The following is a 15,063-nucleotide window of genomic DNA, read 5'->3' as shown; positions in this document are numbered from 1 at the left end:
TCACCCTGGAATCTCAACATTTGAGGTTTTCTTCCGGCAGTGTGAGATCGACGAAGTATGCGGTGATCGCATCGTCCACACAGTCATCGCCCTGCAAAGATGCCGTGTGCTGATCGCCTTCGAACGTGATCAGCCGGGCGCGTAGCTGCCGCGCGAGTTCCACACCCGCCTGGTAAGGAGTCGCCGGGTCATTGGTGGTGGATACGACGACCGTGGTGGGCAGGTCGGGGACATCGAGTTCATGGGGCGTGCTCGTCGGTGGCACCGGCCAGAACGCGCAGGCATCACGGGCGCCCCGGCCGGTTCCGCGACCGTCGTCGGCAAACGGCGCCACCCTGCGGGATTCGACATCGAGGCGATCGATCTGGGCCTGATCGGTCAGTGGCGGGTCGTCCACACAACGCACCACCGTGAAGGTGTCCAAGGTGTTGGTGTACGCGCCTGAGGAGTCGCGGCCCTCGTACAAGTCCGCCAGCCGCAGCAACGTACTCCCGGTGCCCTCGGTCAGCTGCGCCAAGCCCTCTCGCAGCGGTTCCCAGAGCGTGTCCGAATACAAGGCCTGACTCACCCCCGTCATCGCGTCGCCGTAGGTGAGTCGACGGTCTTGCGTCGTCGGGACCGGCACGTCGATCAGCGGCCGGGTCAACTGCTGGAACCGTGACGTGGCCTTCGACGGGTCCGGACCGAGCGCACAGTCGGAGTACCGGGCGCAGTCGGCAGAGAACGCATCGAATGCCGACTGGAAACCTTCTCGCTGCGCCACGGCATCCTCGACCGGGTCGGCCGACGGATCCACTGCTCCGTCGTTGACCATGGCCCGGACCTTGGTCGGGAACTGCTCGGCGTACGTTGCGCCGATGCGGGTGCCATAGGAATAGCCCAGATAGTTCAACTGCTCGTCCCCGAGTACCGCACGGAGGACGTCCATGTCCTTGACCACGTCGTCGGTACCGACATGCGCGAGGTACTCCGTACCCAGGCGTTCGGCGCACTTCTGCGCGAACGACCGCGCACGGTCCTCGATTGCGGCGATGCCGTCGGGCGTCATGTCGACGAGGGTCTCGGCCCGTTCCGCGTCGCGCTCCTCGTCGGTCAGGCAACGGATCTCCGGCGTCGACTTGCCGACGCCCCGCGGGTCGAACCCGATCAGGTCAAACCGTTCTGAGACGTCGAGACCGCCGAGGAAGTCGGCCTGCGCCGCGATGAACTCGACCGCGGAGGCTCCCGGTCCGCCCGGGTTCACCAGCAGTGAGCCGATCTTGTCGCCGGACGCCCGCAGCCGGAACATCGCGATCTGTGCAACCTGCCCCTCGGGGGCGGCGTAGTCCACCGGAACCGACACCGTCGCGCAGTCGCTGCGGTCGGCCGGATAACCGTTCAGCTCCTGGTCGGCGAAGTCGGCGCACGGGCCCCAGCGGACCTCTTGTCCGTAGAACCGGTCGAGGTCCGGAGTCGGGGCCACACCGGTGGTGAACGTTGCGTTGGTTGGTGTTCCCGACACACCTTCGGTGCATGCGGCCGTCAGCAACAGCGCCATCAGGATCGTCACCACCGTGACGACTCGTCGCGGCGGGGTCGGCCCATGATCCACGAGCCGGGTCGGCCCCTCATCCATGCTCACCGTCATCATCGTGCCACGCGATCGACGCCGCACAGGCCCGCTGCGAAGTCGGTGAGGTTCCGCCGAGATCACGTCCGTGTGACAAGTTCCACTGCCGACACCATTTCTCCTCGCGCCGCGGAGTGCCACACTGGTGGGGTCATCCACCCACCCGGGTACCCGCGGATGCGGGACTCGAGGCACGAAAGAGACAACGATGTCCGAAATTTCGGTTTATGGCGCTGCTCCCTCCGCATCAATTCCTGGCGACGCAGCCACTTCCTCCCCCCGCCGCCGCATCACCCGCGTGCATCACCTGGCCCAGATGAAGTCTGAAGGCGAGAAGTGGTCGATGCTCACCGCGTACGACTACTCCAGTGCCCGGATCTTCGATGATGCCCAGATCCCGGTTCTCCTCGTCGGCGATTCCGCGGCAAACGTCGTCTACGGCTACGACACTACAATTCCCGTCAGCATCGACGAACTGCTCCCCCTGGTCCGCGGGGTCGTGAAGGGTGCGCCGCACGCGCTGGTGGTCGCCGATCTCCCCTTCGGCAGCTACGAGGCCGGGCCGCAGCAGGCCCTGGAGTCCTCGATCCGATTCTTCAAAGAGGGCGGCGCCCATGCCGTCAAACTCGAGGGCGGTGAACGCGTCGCCGACCAGATCGCGACACTGACCGCGGCAGGCATCCCGGTGATGGCACACATCGGCTTCACTCCCCAGAGCGTGAACGGCCTCGGCGGTTTCCGCGTTCAGGGCCGTGGTGATGCCGGCGACCAACTGATCGCCGACGCCATCGCCGTCCAGGAGGCAGGCGCATTCGCTGTTGTGATGGAGATGGTCCCTGCCGACCTCGCGGGACAGATCAGCCGCAAACTCACCATCCCCACCGTGGGCATCGGGGCCGGTAACGAAACCGACGCACAGGTACTCGTCTGGCAGGACATGGCCGGCTTCACGCACGGCAAGACCGCCCGGTTCGTCAAACGCTACGCCGACGTCGGCGGCGAATTGCGCCGTGCCGCAGAGCAGTACGCGGACGAGGTGCGTCGCGGACAGTTCCCCGGACCCGAGCACAGCTACTAGGGCTTTGCGCTCGGTCGGCCACAAATGCGGGCCCGTCCACGGGCGGACCGGCATAGTGGTCGGATGCGCGATTTCTATCCGGCCATCGAGCCGTACGCCTCCGGACATCTCGATGTCGGTGACGGGCAACAGATCTACTGGGAGCAGAGCGGCAACCCGGGCGGCAAACCCGTGGTGTTCGTCCACGGCGGTCCGGGCGGCGGTACGTCGCCGAATCAGCGACAGTTCTTCCACCCCGATGCCTATCGGATCGTCTTGTTCGACCAACGGGGATGTGGGCAGTCCCGGCCCCACATCGCCGACGGCGCCGACTTGTCCGTCAACACCACCGCCCACCTGATCGCCGACATGGAGAAGTTGCGCACGGAGCTGGCGATCGACCGGTGGCAGGTGTTCGGCGGTTCCTGGGGGTCGACGTTGGGACTCGCCTACGCACAGCGGCATCCCGAACGGGTCACCGAGCTGGTGCTCCGTGGGATCTTCTTGCTGCGCCGCAGCGAGATCGACTGGTACTACAACGGCGGTGCCGCCAACATCTACCCGGATCTGTGGGAGTCGTACCTCGAGCCGATACCCGAGTCGGAGCGCGACGGCGACCTCGTCGAGGCCTACCACCGGCTGTTGACAGGCGACGATCGCGCCGCAGCGGTGCGGGCCGCAGTGGCGTGGACGACGTGGGAGAAATCGACCAGCTACCTACTTCCTCAGCGCGCCGACGCAGACGAGGACGGCGACTCCGAACGCTATGCACTCGCTTTCGCCGGCATCGAGAACCACTACTTCACGCACCGCGGCTTCCTCGACGAGGGGCAACTGCTGCGCGATGCACATCGGATCGCACACATCCCGGGTGTGATCGTCCAGGGTCGCTATGACGTGGTGTGCCCCGCACGAAGTGCCTGGGACCTTCACCGCGCGTGGCCTGCGGCCGAGTTGCATATGGTGGACGATGCCGGGCATGCCTCGTTCGAAACGGGTATCCGCCACCAATTGATCGAAGCAACCGACCGCTTTGCCGGTCTCGACCAACAGAAGGGAAGAAGCCGGTGAGCGCCGACGAGGTTCTGGAAGTCGAACTCAAGTACGACCTGAATGCCGGAGCGTCCGTACCCGATCTGACCACTCTCGAAATGGTGCATTCGGTGTCCGGACCGGTGGTCGAGCATTTGGACGCAACCTACTACGACACCGAAGCTCTCGATCTGGCCAGCAACAAGATCACCTTGCGCAGACGGGCCGGAGGACACGACGAGGGCTGGCATCTCAAGCGTCCCGCCCCCGCGAACAGCAATGGCCGCCGCGAGCTACACGCCCCGCTGGACTCGGTGACCGACGCCAGCACCGAAACGCAGACGGACCATTTCGCGGCCGTGGTGCCCCACGCACTGGCCGATCAGGTCGGTGTTCACGTCCGCGGTCGACGCCTGATCCCCATCGCGACGATCGCCACCGTCCGGCACATCACCGAACTGCGCGACGAGGACGACAACGTGCTGGCCGTCCTGTGCGACGACAACGTGACCGCCCAGTCGCTGCTGCCCGGCGGACACGCCCAGAGCTGGAACGAGTGGGAACTCGAATTGGTCAACGGCAACGAGAAGCTGCTCAAGAAGGCCGACAAGTTGTTGCGCGCCAACGGGGCTCGTACCGCGTCCAGTGCTTCTAAGTTGGCCAGGACCATCGGGCCGACCCCCACCGGCAAAGCCCACTCCATCGGGAAGAAGCCCAGCGCCCTCGAGCTCGTCATCTCAGAGCTGGCCGAGCACCGCGACCACCTGATCGCTCAGGATCCCCTCGTCCGCGAGAATGCGCCCGATTCTGTGCATCAGATGCGGGTGGCAACCAGACGAGCGCGTAGCGTCCTGCAGTCGTTCCCGCACGTCCTGTCCGCTGACACGGCCGAACACCTGGGCGGAGAGCTGAAACACCTCGCAGCAGTTCTCGGCGAAGCCCGGGACGCCGAAGTACAACTCGAACGCAACGAACACCTGCTCGAGAACGAAAAGGCATCGGAGTCGATAGTCACCGCACTGATCGATGACCAACGCGAAACGCACCGCATCGCACTCGAACTGGCCATCGACTTCCTGCGCTCGAAGCGGTATTTCGAGTTGCTCGAAGAGCTCGACCGCACCATCGCCGAGCCCGAAGCCGGCGAGGATGCAGAACTCACCGCCGCCGACGCGCTCGACCACGCGATCAAACGCAGCGCCAAGCGTGTCGAGAAGGCTCAGCGCAAACTCGAGGAACTCACCGACGGCACACCTGAATGGGTGGAACAACTCCACACCATCCGCAAACGCGCAAAGCAGTTGCGGTACAGCGCCGAATCGGGTGAGCAGCTGCAGAGCAACAAACACCGCAAGATCGCAAAGGTCGCCAAGGGTGAACAGAGCGTGCTGGGCGATTTCCACGATGCAGAAGTCAGTCGCGAGCACCTCGCATCGCTGGCATCCGCATCCGGCATCACCCCGGCTGACGCCTTTGTCTACGGACGCCTCGACGCACGTGAGGAGTTCGCGGCCAAGGCTGCGCTCGCCGAGTACGACAAGATCCGCTCGGCTCGCTGATCGCGTGGCCGACCATCACGGCAAGGCGGTGAAGACCACCGTCGGTTCGTGAGGGTCGGCCTCGGTCAGCCTCACCTGGATCCGAGTGCCTTCCGGTGGGTCGCCGAGACAGCTGCCGAACACCGCTGGGTCGGAGATGAAGACCTGAGCGTGACGGTTACCCCGCTTCCCGTGCAGGACTGTGGCAGTGAAACTCTCGCCCACCCGGCTCGACAACAGCATCGCCTCGGCGAGATCGAGGCCGGCCCGGTCGGCCTTGCCGGCAACCGAACTCGAACTCCGCATCACATCGGGAAGAGTCGGCAGCGCCGTGCGAACCCATGGAGGAATCGACTCCCCCGACGCGAGCGCCAGGCACACCTCGGTCGCGAAACGATCGGCAAGCCGGCGCAGCGGTGCCGTCACATGCGCGTACACACCGGCGATACCGCCGTGGCCGGTGACCGTATCCGGTGGGATCTCCCCCACCATCGCCAGATAGTCACTGCCACGCAGAAGTGTGGTCGCATCCGACATCAACGCCAGGGTGCTCGGGGCGGCCGGATCGAGCCCGGCCAAGAAGGCGCCCGCCGAGACATCCTGTGCCCAGGGCACATCCAGGGCAGAGGCGGATGCACGCAGTTTGTCCACGTCTTCCGGACGGGCGTCGGGCAGGGTCCGCAAAAGCCCGGTCTTGGCCTCGAGCATCATCTGGCCGGCGCACATCCCGGTGAGCAGTGACACCTGCGAGTTCCACATGTCGGCGCGGGTGCGGGGTTGCACCACCAGCTGCCAGTCGCCCCCGGGCTCGCGGACGACCTCTTGTTCGGGCAACCCCAATTCGATGGCGCCGCGGCTGATCGACAGTCTGCTGCGAAGTTCGCCGAAGGCGGGCAGCGCCGCGATCGACGGGTGCAGGCGACCTGTGTCCGCGTCGCGCTGCACCGCCTCGTAGTCCAGACGAGCCACCGAACGCACTGACGCCCGGTGCACGTCCACCGACGTCGGCTCCCCTGCGGAGTCCACGGTGATCCGCCACAGCACCGCGGGCCGCGTCTGATCGGGCAGCAACGACCCGATGTTCTCCGAGAGCGGCCGAGGATGCAACGGCACGTTCCCGTCGGGGAAGTAGACGGTCTGCCCTCGCCGGCGCGTCTCCTGGTCCAACGGCCCCTCGGGAGGGACGAGCGCGGCGACGTCTGCGATGGCGTAGTGCACCACGAAGCCGCCACCGTCGGAAACGATGTGGACCGCCTGATCGAGATCAACCGAACCGGGCGGGTCGATGGTGACCAGTGGGAGGTCGGTGCGGTCGGTGCGGGAATCGGCGAGCCGGTCGGTTGCGTTCTGCGCCTGTTCCTGTGCGGCGGCGCCGAAGTCTTCGGACAAGCCCAGGTCGGTCCGGATGGCGCCGAAGTCTATGTCCGTTGCGCGGAGTCTGCGTTGCACCGCCCAAGACTAACGGCGGGCTCCCCCGGCAACGGCTTGTCGGGACAAACATTCGGATGTGGGCGAACGAGCCGGCCTGTAAGCCGGATCCTGTACCGGCGACCTTGCGGTCGCCGGTGGCGGCCATCCATCTGGGTACACCGTCGCCGGGTACCTCGAGCGGTCCACCCGCAGGCTCGGGCGAGCCGCCCTCGAACACCTGCGCAGCCGCACCAGTTGCCTGATGCGACCTTCGACCTTGCTCCGGGTGGGGTTTACCGAGCCATCACGGTCACCCGTGATGCTGGTGCGCTCTTACCGCACCGTTTCACCCTCACCGACTCTCGCCGGCGGTCTGTTTTCTGTGGCACTGTCCCGCGAGTCACCTCGGGTTGCTGTTGGCAACCACCCTGCTCTGTGGAGTCCGGACTTTCCTCGACCCCGGGCAGGTCGCTGAGGCAACTGTTCCCGCGATCGCGGCCGCCCGGCCGACTCGTTCGCTCCATCACTGTACGTTCCCTCCTGTCCGATTGGTCCACCCGACCGGGCGCAGGGAACAATCAGCGCGTGGACGTTGCGGCTCTGGTGCTGTTGGTCGCGACGCTGGGGATTGCTGTCTGGCGGCCGCGAGGGCTTCCCGAGGCCGTGGCCGCAGTTCCGGCAGCCGGACTCGCGATCGCGATCGGCGCGGTGGCCCCTGATCGGGCCTGGGCCGAGATCCGAACCCTGTCACCGACCGTGCTGTTCTTGGCGGCCCTGCTGGTGTTGTCGCACGCGTGTGCCGCACTGGGAATCTTCACATGGCTCGCCAGGACAATCGCGCGCCGATCGGTTCCGGCCGCAGGCACGCCGGCGCCGAAGTACCGGCTCCTCGGCTTCGTCTTCGTGGCCGGCGCCCTCACCACTGCCGCCCTGAGCCTCGACGCAACCGTGCTGTTGCTGACGCCCGTCCTCCTGTCGATGACCCGTACGCTACGGGTGGCCGCACGCCCGTACAGCTACGCCTCGCTCACACTGGCGAACTCGGCGTCGACGCTGATGCCCGTGTCGAACCTGACCAACCTGCTGGCATTTGCCGCGACAGGCCTGGGTTTCGTCGAGTTCACCTTGCTGATGGCGCTTCCGTGGCTGGTGATCGTGACAGTCGAGTACATACTGTTCTGCTGGTACTTCCGTGGCGACCTGAAGACCCTCCCGCATCCAGAACACACCGAGGAACCCGGTCCCGCCCCCACGGCCGCCCTCGCCGTACTCGCCGCCACGTTACTGTTGTTCGGGCTGAGTTCGGTGATCGGTATCGAACCTGTGTGGTTTGCCGTCCTCGGAGCCACGGTGATGGCGGCCTTGGCAATTCGCGCGCGCAGTACCTCTGTGGTCGAGATCGCGCGGTCGGCAAACGCCGGATTTCTCGCCTTCGTGTTCGCCCTCGGAGTGCTCGTCGTCGGGATCGCCGACGGCGCACTGGGCTCCCGGCTCGCAGAGTTCCTCCTCGACGGAACCGGCCTGCTCGACCTGCTGCTCGTCGCAGTCGTGTCAGCAGTGATCGCCAACGTGATCAACAACATTCCCGCAACCCTGCTGATGCTCGCCGCACTCGGTGCCGGATGCCCGACTCCGCTGGTGCTCGCCATGTTGCTCGGCGTCAACATCGGCCCGACACTCACCTATCTCGGATCGTTGGCGAACATGTTGTGGCTGAAGCTCGTCCGGGTCGGCGGTCAATCCGTGACGGTCAAGGAATTCACCGCAGTCGGCCTGCTCACCGTTCCCGCCGCCCTCGTCGCCTCCGTGGTGGCCCTCTGGCTGGTGACCTGAAGCTCCCTGCTCCGCTACGCTTCGTCTCCGGTCCGCCTGTGTACGGCCTGCAACGTCGCGATCAGATCATCCACGATCTCCGAATGCGCACCGGGCGAACGAACAACAGCAGACACCGGAACCCTCAGTGCGCGTTCGCGGTCGCGCGTGAAGGCGATACCCGCCAGCGGCATCCGTTCGTACAGCACCGTCCATTCGTCGGGGTGGTTCAGCAGTTCCATGGTGGCCGTGTGATCCACCGGCAACGGCGGCGCCTGACGAGGGCGATCCAGTCCATGCCGGTCGAAGGCATCCCGGATCACGTTGTGCAACAGCACCTGATCGCGCGCAGGCGGCAACAACAGCGGATAGGCACCCAGTTCGGCCAACGGGACGTCGCCGGTGCCCGCGAGCGGATGCCGATCCGACATCGCCACCACCAGATCGTCCACCCACATTCGCTGCACCGCCAGGCCCGGGCGTTCGATATCGCCTCGGATCAACGCAAGGTCGACGTCACCACCGAGCACCGCCTCGATGCGCTGATCGAAACTCTTGATGATGAACTCGATCTCGACGTCGAGATGCTCGGTACGCAATTGCGCTATCGCGGCGAGCGACTGCTGAGCGAACGACATGTTCGCCGCCATCCGTACGCGGCCACCAGGCGCCCGAGCCGCGGCCGTGATCATCGTTTCGATGCCCAGCATCTGCCTGGCGAGCGGGAGCACCTGCGCGCCCAGCTCGGTCAGCCGCACGGCCCGGGTGGACCGTTCGATCAATTTGGACCCGAGCTCGTGCTCGAGCCGGGCAACCTGATGACTGATCGCCGACTGCGAGATGAAGCAGCGCTGCGCCGCCCGGCTGAAGCTCAGCTCCTCGGCCACAGCCACGAAATACGTCAACTGGCGAAGCTCCATGTGAGCAGCATATATGCCGAATCGCGATAAGTCCTATCTTTAGAATTCGTTTGATCAGTGGCTGAAGAGGGATTACTCCTTGATGAGTCGACGCTGTACTTGGCAGATGTCGCACTCAGGAGATAAAAGGATCATGGACGCAGCTTTCGCAACGACCAGCACGAATCAGCAACTCGACGCCGACGTCGCCATCGTCGGATCGGGTTTCGGTGGGCTCACCGCAGCGCAGCGGCTCGCCAAGTCGGGTCTGCGGGTGGTCCTCGTCTCGAGTACGCCCGAGCACCTGTTCCAGCCATTGCTGTACCAGGTTGCCACCGGCGTACTGAACAGCGAGGAGATCGCCCCGGACGTGGCCGGCATTCTCCGTCGCCACAAGAACATCGAGGTGCGGCTGGGAACGGTGACCGCGGTGGATCCCGATGCCGGGCTCCTCACATTCCGCGGCGAGGGCGCAACCCAGACCGTCCGGTTCCGCTATCTGATCGCGGCCACAGGTGCCACCCAGTCGTACTTCGGTCGTGACGAGTTCGCACGATATTCCTTTGCGCTCAAGACGATCGACGACGCCACCCGTCTTCGAGCACAGATCCGACGCTGCTTCGACGAGGCCGCGCGCACGGACGATCCGGATCTGCGTCGCCGGTTGCTCAGCTTCGTCGTGGTGGGCGCCGGCCCCACCGGCGTGGAGGTCGCCGGCCAGATTCGCGAATTGGCCACCCGGTATTACAAACTCGATGACGTCTCGGTCTACCTTGTCGAGGGCGCGGGGGCTGCGCTCCCCGTATACGGGGGTTCGCTGTCCGCCTACGCGCAGAAAGCCCTGGAACGTGGCGGTGTCGAGGTGGTACTGAACGCCTTTGTCACCGAGATGGATTCAGAAGGCGTCACCGTCAAGATCGGCGACGGGGCGGCAACACGTCGCATCGCAGCCGACACCATCGTGTGGTCGGCCGGAGTGCAGGCAAGCGCCTTCGCGGGCGTACTCGCCGAGGTCACCGGAAGCGCGACCGACCGCGCCGGCAGGCTGTTGATCAACCCCGACCTGACGGTCGGTGGCTACGCGAACGTGTTCGCCATCGGCGACATGACGTCGTTGAACGGCTACCCCGGTCAGAGCCCGGTCGCCATGCAGGAGGCGCGCCACGCTGCGGACATCATCAGCCGGAAGAAGCAGCCGGGCACCCCGTTCCAGTACTTCGACAAGGGCAGCATGTCGGTGATCAACCGCTTCAGCGCGGTGGTGGCCATCAACGAGCGAATCCGGTTCGGCGGCTTCATCGCCTGGCTGACGTGGCTGGCAGTGCACCTGTTCTACCTGGTGGGGTTCCGTAACCGGTTCGCGGCCATCGCCTCGTGGCTCTTCGCCTTCGTGGGCAGCAACCGTCCCGGATTCGACCAGGCCGACCGGATGCCGGTGGAGAAGCAACGTCGCCGCAAGGCCAGTTGAGTCAGATCTCGCCGAGGTGGTTGGTGTCGTTCACCAGTCGCACCGACGCACCGCCGTCGGGATAGAACTCGGCGAGGCTCAGCGACGCCAGATCCAGGTGCAATCGATAGAGAAGCGACGGACCCACATCGAGCGCTGAGCGCAGCAACACCTTGATGGGTGTCACGTGGGATACCACCACAACAGTCGATGATTCATTGCCTGCGACGATCTCTGACCGTGCCTGCAGCACTCGTTCGGTGACGGTGTCGAAACTCTCGCCCCCGGGCGGGGCGACGCTGGTGTCACCGAGCCAGGCCTTGAAGAGCTCGGGGTCGCGCTCTGCGGCCTCTCGGAACGTCAGGCCCTCCCACGCCCCGAAGTCGGTCTCGATCAGACCGTCGTGCACCGTGACCGGCAAACCCAATGCGGTAGCGGCTGATTCGGCGGTCTCCCTGGCCCGGCCCAACGGAGAACTGATCACAGCACTGACGTCCGAGGGGGTCCGTGAGGCCAGCCGCTTGGCGGCCAGTGCAGCTTGTTCACGGCCCAATTCGGTCAGTTCGGGATTACCCCTACCCGAGTAGCGACGCTCGACCGACAGCGCTGTTTGCCCGTGCCGTAACAGCAACAGACGCGTGGGAGCACCGCGTGCGCCCGTCCACCCCGGCGATGTCGCCGGCGCGGGCGTCTTTTCTGTTGCGCCCGTGTCGGGTTCGGGCGACGCGGCCACTGTCACACCTGCTGCGGCGTCCATCGCTTCGTTCGCCAATCGATCTGCGTGCCCGTTCTGGTTGCGCGGTATCCAGACGAACTCGACGTTGTCGAACCGTCCGGTCAGGCTCTTGGCCTCGCGAGCCAGCGGGATCATGTCCGGATGCTTGATCTTCCACCGGCCCGACATCTGCTCGACAACGAGTTTCGAATCCATCCGCATCGTGACCTCAGCGGCCCCGAGTTCGGCAGCAGCGGTGAGCGCCGCGATGAGACCCCGGTATTCGGCCACGTTGTTGGTGGTCACCCCGAGCGCCTCTTTGCGTTCCGCGAGAACCGCAGAGTGGTCTGCGTCGAAGACGACCGCACCGTAACCGGCAGGACCGGGGTTGCCGCGTGAGCCCCCGTCTGCCTCCGCTATCACCTTCACCGGTCCCTCACCCTTCGTGCCGTCGGTGCACTGTCGTCCCGTGCGATGTCGTCGAGCGCACAGGCGCCGCGGTCGTTACCGGGTCAGACCGGATTCGTTGGTACGTACCAGGATTGCGCCACACTCGTCGCATCGGACGACCTCATCGGCCGGGGTGGCGGCGATGCGGCCTAGCAGACCGCGGTCGAACTCCATGCGGCATCCGCCGCAACGTCCGGCCCGGAGCAATCCGGCTCCGACCCGTCCCGCTTTCGTCTGCCGGTCGTAGATCGCCATGAGAGCGGCGTCGGCGTGTTCGAGCAGCGCGTCACGTTTGGTCTGCGCCGCCGCCTCTGCCTCCGCGATCTCTGCCAACGCGACCTCGCGGCGAGCCGTGGCGTCGTCGATCAGCCGTTGGGTGTGGGCCGTCATCGCCGATGCGCGCTGCTCGTCCGCGCTGACCGCTTCCTGCTGCTCCATCACCTCGAGCATCTCGTCCTCGAGATTGGACCGTCGACGGATCAATCCGGCGACCTCGTGCTCGAGTTCGGTCAGTGCCTTGGCAGGCAGATTGCCTGCCGCCAACTGCTGGTTGTCCTTGGCCTCGCGCATCGACATCGAGTTGATCTCGTTGTCGAGCCGACGCGATTCACGCAGCAGGTCTTCGGCGGCGATCTGGGCGCGGATTGCCTCGTCGCGCTGGGTCTGTAGCTGTTCGGCAAGCCTGCTCAACTCGGCGTTCTCTGGAAGGACTGCCCGCCGATGCGCGATGCGGTGCAATTCGGCATCGATGTCGGCGATGTCCAACATGAGTCGTTGGCCGGCCGGGTCTGCTTTCACCAGTGCCCTTTCGTTTGATGCATGGATGTGCAACCGTACGCGGTCTGCGACAACCCACTCGGTTCAGCTCCCGCCGCCCTCATCCGCCGTGACCCCCTCGATGGACGGTCCATGGATCAGTAGGGTTGGCGAACACGGTGGCCGAGAGCCCGGGCAGCTCGTCACCCAGGAGATCGACAACCTGCTCGCACCAAGGGAACTCCGTGCTCCAGTGGCCTGCGTCGATGAGCGCCGGACCACCCCCGCGGAGATGTTCGTCGACCGGGTGGTGGCGTAGATCCCCCGTCACGTAGACGTCCGCTTTCGCGGCCCGCGCGGCCCTGAGCAGCGAATCGCCCGCTCCACCGCAGACCGCAACGGTCCGGACCGGCTGTTCGGGATCACCGGCGGCGCGTACCCCTGACGTCGACACGGGCAGGGCGTCGGCGACGAGCTTGGTGAACGCGCCCAGCCTCAGCGGTTCGGCGAGCTCACCTACCCTGCCGAGTCCCTCACCACTGATCCCTGCGGCCGGCTCGATGAGATCGAAGGCCGGTTCCTCGTAAGGATGGGCTGCTCGCAGCGCGCCGAGAACGGTTGCGCGCACCGATCTGCGTGCAACCATTTCGACACGGTCTTCGGCAACCTGGGTCAGCTCACCGCGCGCACCGACCGCCGGGTCGGCATCTGCGCTGGGAAGGAATTGTCCGGTTCCGGACGTACTCCAGCAGCAGTGGCTGTACTCCCCGATCTGGCCGGCTCCGGCAGCGAACATCGCTTCTCGTACGGAGGCGGCTTCGGCGGCAGGAACGAACACCGACCACTTGTCCATGGCCGCAGCAGGTTTCGGGTCGAGCGGCCGCAGGTCGGTCAGTCCGAGCGCGCCGGCCAACGCGTCCGACACTCCCGGGGATGCCGAGTCCGCATTGGTGTGTGCGGTGTACAGCGCGCACCCGTTCCGGATCAGCCGGTGGATGAGCCGGCCCTTGGGGGTATGAGCGCCCACCGTGTCGACGCCACGGAGGAGCAGCGGGTGGTGGGCCACGATGAGGTCGACCCCACCGGCCACGGCGAGGTCGACCACCGCGTCGGTCACGTCCACGCAGCAGAGCACCGAACCCACCGTGTCGGCGGGGTCACCACACACCAGACCCACCGAGTCCCAGTCCTCGGCGAGCCGTACGGGGTATGCCCGTTCGAGTACGTCGATCACGTCTGCAAGAGCCGTCATCAGCCCACCTTTCCGATCGCAGCGATCAACCCGGAGACAGCGCTCTCGTCGCGGACCGCGAGCCGGAGCATGTCCGGCCCCATCCCCACGAAGTTGGCGCAGCTGCGCACCGCATACCCATGATCGCGCAGCCGTTCCTTGAACGCAGTGCCGTTCGGGACGGCGATCGTGACAAACGACGCCGAAGGCCGTCCCATCACCTCGACACCTGCTTTCCGCAGTGCCGCGATCATCGAGGCGCGATGCGCCTGTACCTCGGCAGCCTGCGCCGCCGCGTACCCAGCACCCGCGGGGCCCGCACACACCTCGAGCGCGACCAGCTGCAACGTCCCCAGCGGCCAGTGCGGTCGGGCCCGGGCCAACCGGCGCAGCAACAGAGGGTCACCCAGGAGGTAGCCGGCGCGCAGCCCCGCGAGTGCAAATGTCTTCGTGATGCTCCGCAGAACCAGCACACCGTCGAGACGATCACCGGCGAGGCTCTCTGGCTCCCCGGGCACGATGTCGGCGAACGCCTCATCCACCACGACGACGCGACCGGGACGTCGCAGGGCGTCGATCGCCGCGCGGGGGTGGAGCACGGACGTGGGATTGGTGGGGTTGCCCAGCACCACCAGGTCGGCGGCCTCGGGCACGAGATCGGGGTCGAGGTTCCACGGCGGCGGGAGCACCACCTGCTCGATCGCGACGTCCGCTGCGCGCAAGGCGCGCTCGGGTTCGGTGAACGAGGGTTGCAGAAGAGCCGCCAGCCGGGGCTGCAACTGCGGCAGCAGCGCGAATCCCTCTGCGGCCCCGGCCAGCAACATCACCTCGGACGGGTCGCGGCGGTGATGCCTGGCGATGGCCTCCCCGGCCCGTCGCTCATCGTCGACCCCGGGATAGCGGGCGAGGTCATCGATGCGGGCAGTCAGCGCTCGAAGTAGGAAGTCGGGGGTGGTGCCACGCACGTTGACCGCGAAGTCGACGAGTCCGGGCTCGACGTCACGGTCGCCGTGACGGGCAAGGTCCGTGAGCAGTTGTCCTGCAGCAACTCGGTGTTCTCCCCCGGTCGGTGCGCTTGGCGATTTCACAGTTGTCGAGCCTACGGGC

Annotated in this window: 12 protein-coding genes and 1 other RNA gene; 5 read left to right on the top strand and 8 right to left on the bottom strand. The window is 66.0% G+C overall.

Annotated elements, in window-relative coordinates:
• Positions 1-13: 13 nt before the first annotated feature.
• Positions 14-1,537: an alpha/beta hydrolase gene (locus CSW57_RS20340; protein ID WP_099384658.1), complete on the bottom strand. Its 1,524-nt coding sequence runs from the start codon at positions 1,535-1,537 to the stop codon at positions 14-16.
• A 280-nt stretch (positions 1,538-1,817) separates the two neighbouring features.
• Between CSW57_RS20340 and panB the strand changes: the two genes are divergently transcribed.
• From panB to CSW57_RS20325, 3 genes are all read left to right on the top strand, one after another.
• Positions 1,818-2,687 carry a 3-methyl-2-oxobutanoate hydroxymethyltransferase gene (gene panB, locus CSW57_RS20335; protein WP_099384288.1) on the top strand — a complete coding sequence of 290 codons (870 nt, stop codon included), beginning with the start codon at positions 1,818-1,820 and terminating at the stop codon, positions 2,685-2,687.
• A 63-nt stretch (positions 2,688-2,750) separates the two neighbouring features.
• Positions 2,751-3,737 (top strand): prolyl aminopeptidase, encoded by a 987-nt coding sequence (pip, locus tag CSW57_RS20330; RefSeq protein WP_099384287.1) that lies wholly within the window; start codon positions 2,751-2,753, stop codon positions 3,735-3,737.
• Positions 3,734-5,257, top strand: a complete 1,524-nt coding sequence (locus CSW57_RS20325; protein ID WP_099384286.1) for a CYTH and CHAD domain-containing protein — start codon at positions 3,734-3,736, stop codon at positions 5,255-5,257. The genes pip and CSW57_RS20325 overlap by 4 nt, the downstream gene beginning before the upstream one ends.
• 15 nt (positions 5,258-5,272) lie before the next feature.
• Here CSW57_RS20325 and CSW57_RS20320 read toward each other — a convergent pair whose 3' ends face one another.
• Together CSW57_RS20320 and rnpB are read right to left on the bottom strand one after the other, a co-directional pair.
• Entirely contained in the window at positions 5,273-6,685 is a 1,413-nt protein-coding gene (locus CSW57_RS20320; protein WP_099384285.1) for an RNB domain-containing ribonuclease, read from the bottom strand.
• Between the two features lie 63 nt (positions 6,686-6,748).
• Positions 6,749-7,160: RNase P RNA component class A (gene rnpB / locus CSW57_RS20315), an RNA gene on the bottom strand.
• A gap of 71 nt (positions 7,161-7,231) precedes the next feature.
• Between rnpB and CSW57_RS20310 the strand changes: the two genes are divergently transcribed.
• Positions 7,232-8,479, top strand: a complete 1,248-nt coding sequence (locus CSW57_RS20310) for an SLC13 family permease (RefSeq protein ID WP_189339335.1) — start codon at positions 7,232-7,234, stop codon at positions 8,477-8,479.
• 14 nt (positions 8,480-8,493) lie between these two features.
• Here CSW57_RS20310 and CSW57_RS20305 read toward each other — a convergent pair whose 3' ends face one another.
• On the bottom strand, positions 8,494-9,378 hold the full coding sequence (locus tag CSW57_RS20305) for a LysR family transcriptional regulator (RefSeq protein WP_099384284.1): 885 nt from the start codon (positions 9,376-9,378) through the stop codon (positions 8,494-8,496).
• Between the two features lie 133 nt (positions 9,379-9,511).
• Between CSW57_RS20305 and CSW57_RS20300 the strand changes: the two genes are divergently transcribed.
• A complete protein-coding gene (locus tag CSW57_RS20300) occupies positions 9,512-10,825 on the top strand; it encodes an NAD(P)/FAD-dependent oxidoreductase (protein WP_099384283.1) in 1,314 nt (437 codons plus the stop codon).
• 1 nt (position 10,826) lies between these two features.
• Here CSW57_RS20300 and CSW57_RS20295 read toward each other — a convergent pair whose 3' ends face one another.
• From CSW57_RS20295 to cobC, 4 genes are all read right to left on the bottom strand, one after another.
• A complete protein-coding gene (locus CSW57_RS20295; RefSeq protein ID WP_099384282.1) occupies positions 10,827-11,948 on the bottom strand; it encodes a bifunctional RNase H/acid phosphatase in 1,122 nt (373 codons plus the stop codon).
• A 75-nt stretch (positions 11,949-12,023) separates the two neighbouring features.
• Positions 12,024-12,767: a zinc ribbon domain-containing protein gene (locus CSW57_RS20290; protein WP_223249364.1), complete on the bottom strand. Its 744-nt coding sequence runs from the start codon at positions 12,765-12,767 to the stop codon at positions 12,024-12,026.
• A 79-nt stretch (positions 12,768-12,846) separates the two neighbouring features.
• A complete protein-coding gene (locus CSW57_RS20285) occupies positions 12,847-13,977 on the bottom strand; it encodes a Nif3-like dinuclear metal center hexameric protein (RefSeq protein WP_099384281.1) in 1,131 nt (376 codons plus the stop codon).
• A complete protein-coding gene (gene cobC, locus CSW57_RS20280; RefSeq protein ID WP_223249363.1) occupies positions 13,977-15,044 on the bottom strand; it encodes an Rv2231c family pyridoxal phosphate-dependent protein CobC in 1,068 nt (355 codons plus the stop codon). Before cobC ends, CSW57_RS20285 begins: the two co-directional genes overlap by 1 nt.
• Positions 15,045-15,063: the final 19 nt, after the last annotated feature.

It is taken from the genome of Williamsia muralis (assembly GCF_002735905.1).
In the GTDB taxonomy this organism is placed as follows: domain Bacteria; phylum Actinomycetota; class Actinomycetes; order Mycobacteriales; family Mycobacteriaceae; genus Williamsia; species Williamsia muralis_A.
This window is presented reverse-complemented; position numbering and strand designations above follow the sequence as displayed.

Bases quoted from the DNA above. Each gene is read 5' to 3' on its own strand.
- CSW57_RS20340 (WP_099384658.1), bottom strand. From the start codon at position 1,537: ATGGCGCTGTTGCTGACGGCCGCATGCACCGAAGGTGTGTCGGGAACA.
- pip (WP_099384287.1), top strand. From the start codon at position 2,751: ATGCGCGATTTCTATCCGGCCATCGAGCCGTACGCCTCCGGACATCTC.
- panB (WP_099384288.1), top strand. From the start codon at position 1,818: ATGTCCGAAATTTCGGTTTATGGCGCTGCTCCCTCCGCATCAATTCCT.
- CSW57_RS20285 (WP_099384281.1), bottom strand. From the start codon at position 13,977: ATGACGGCTCTTGCAGACGTGATCGACGTACTCGAACGGGCATACCCC.
- CSW57_RS20305 (WP_099384284.1), bottom strand. From the start codon at position 9,378: ATGGAGCTTCGCCAGTTGACGTATTTCGTGGCTGTGGCCGAGGAGCTG.
- CSW57_RS20300 (WP_099384283.1), top strand. From the start codon at position 9,512: ATGGACGCAGCTTTCGCAACGACCAGCACGAATCAGCAACTCGACGCC.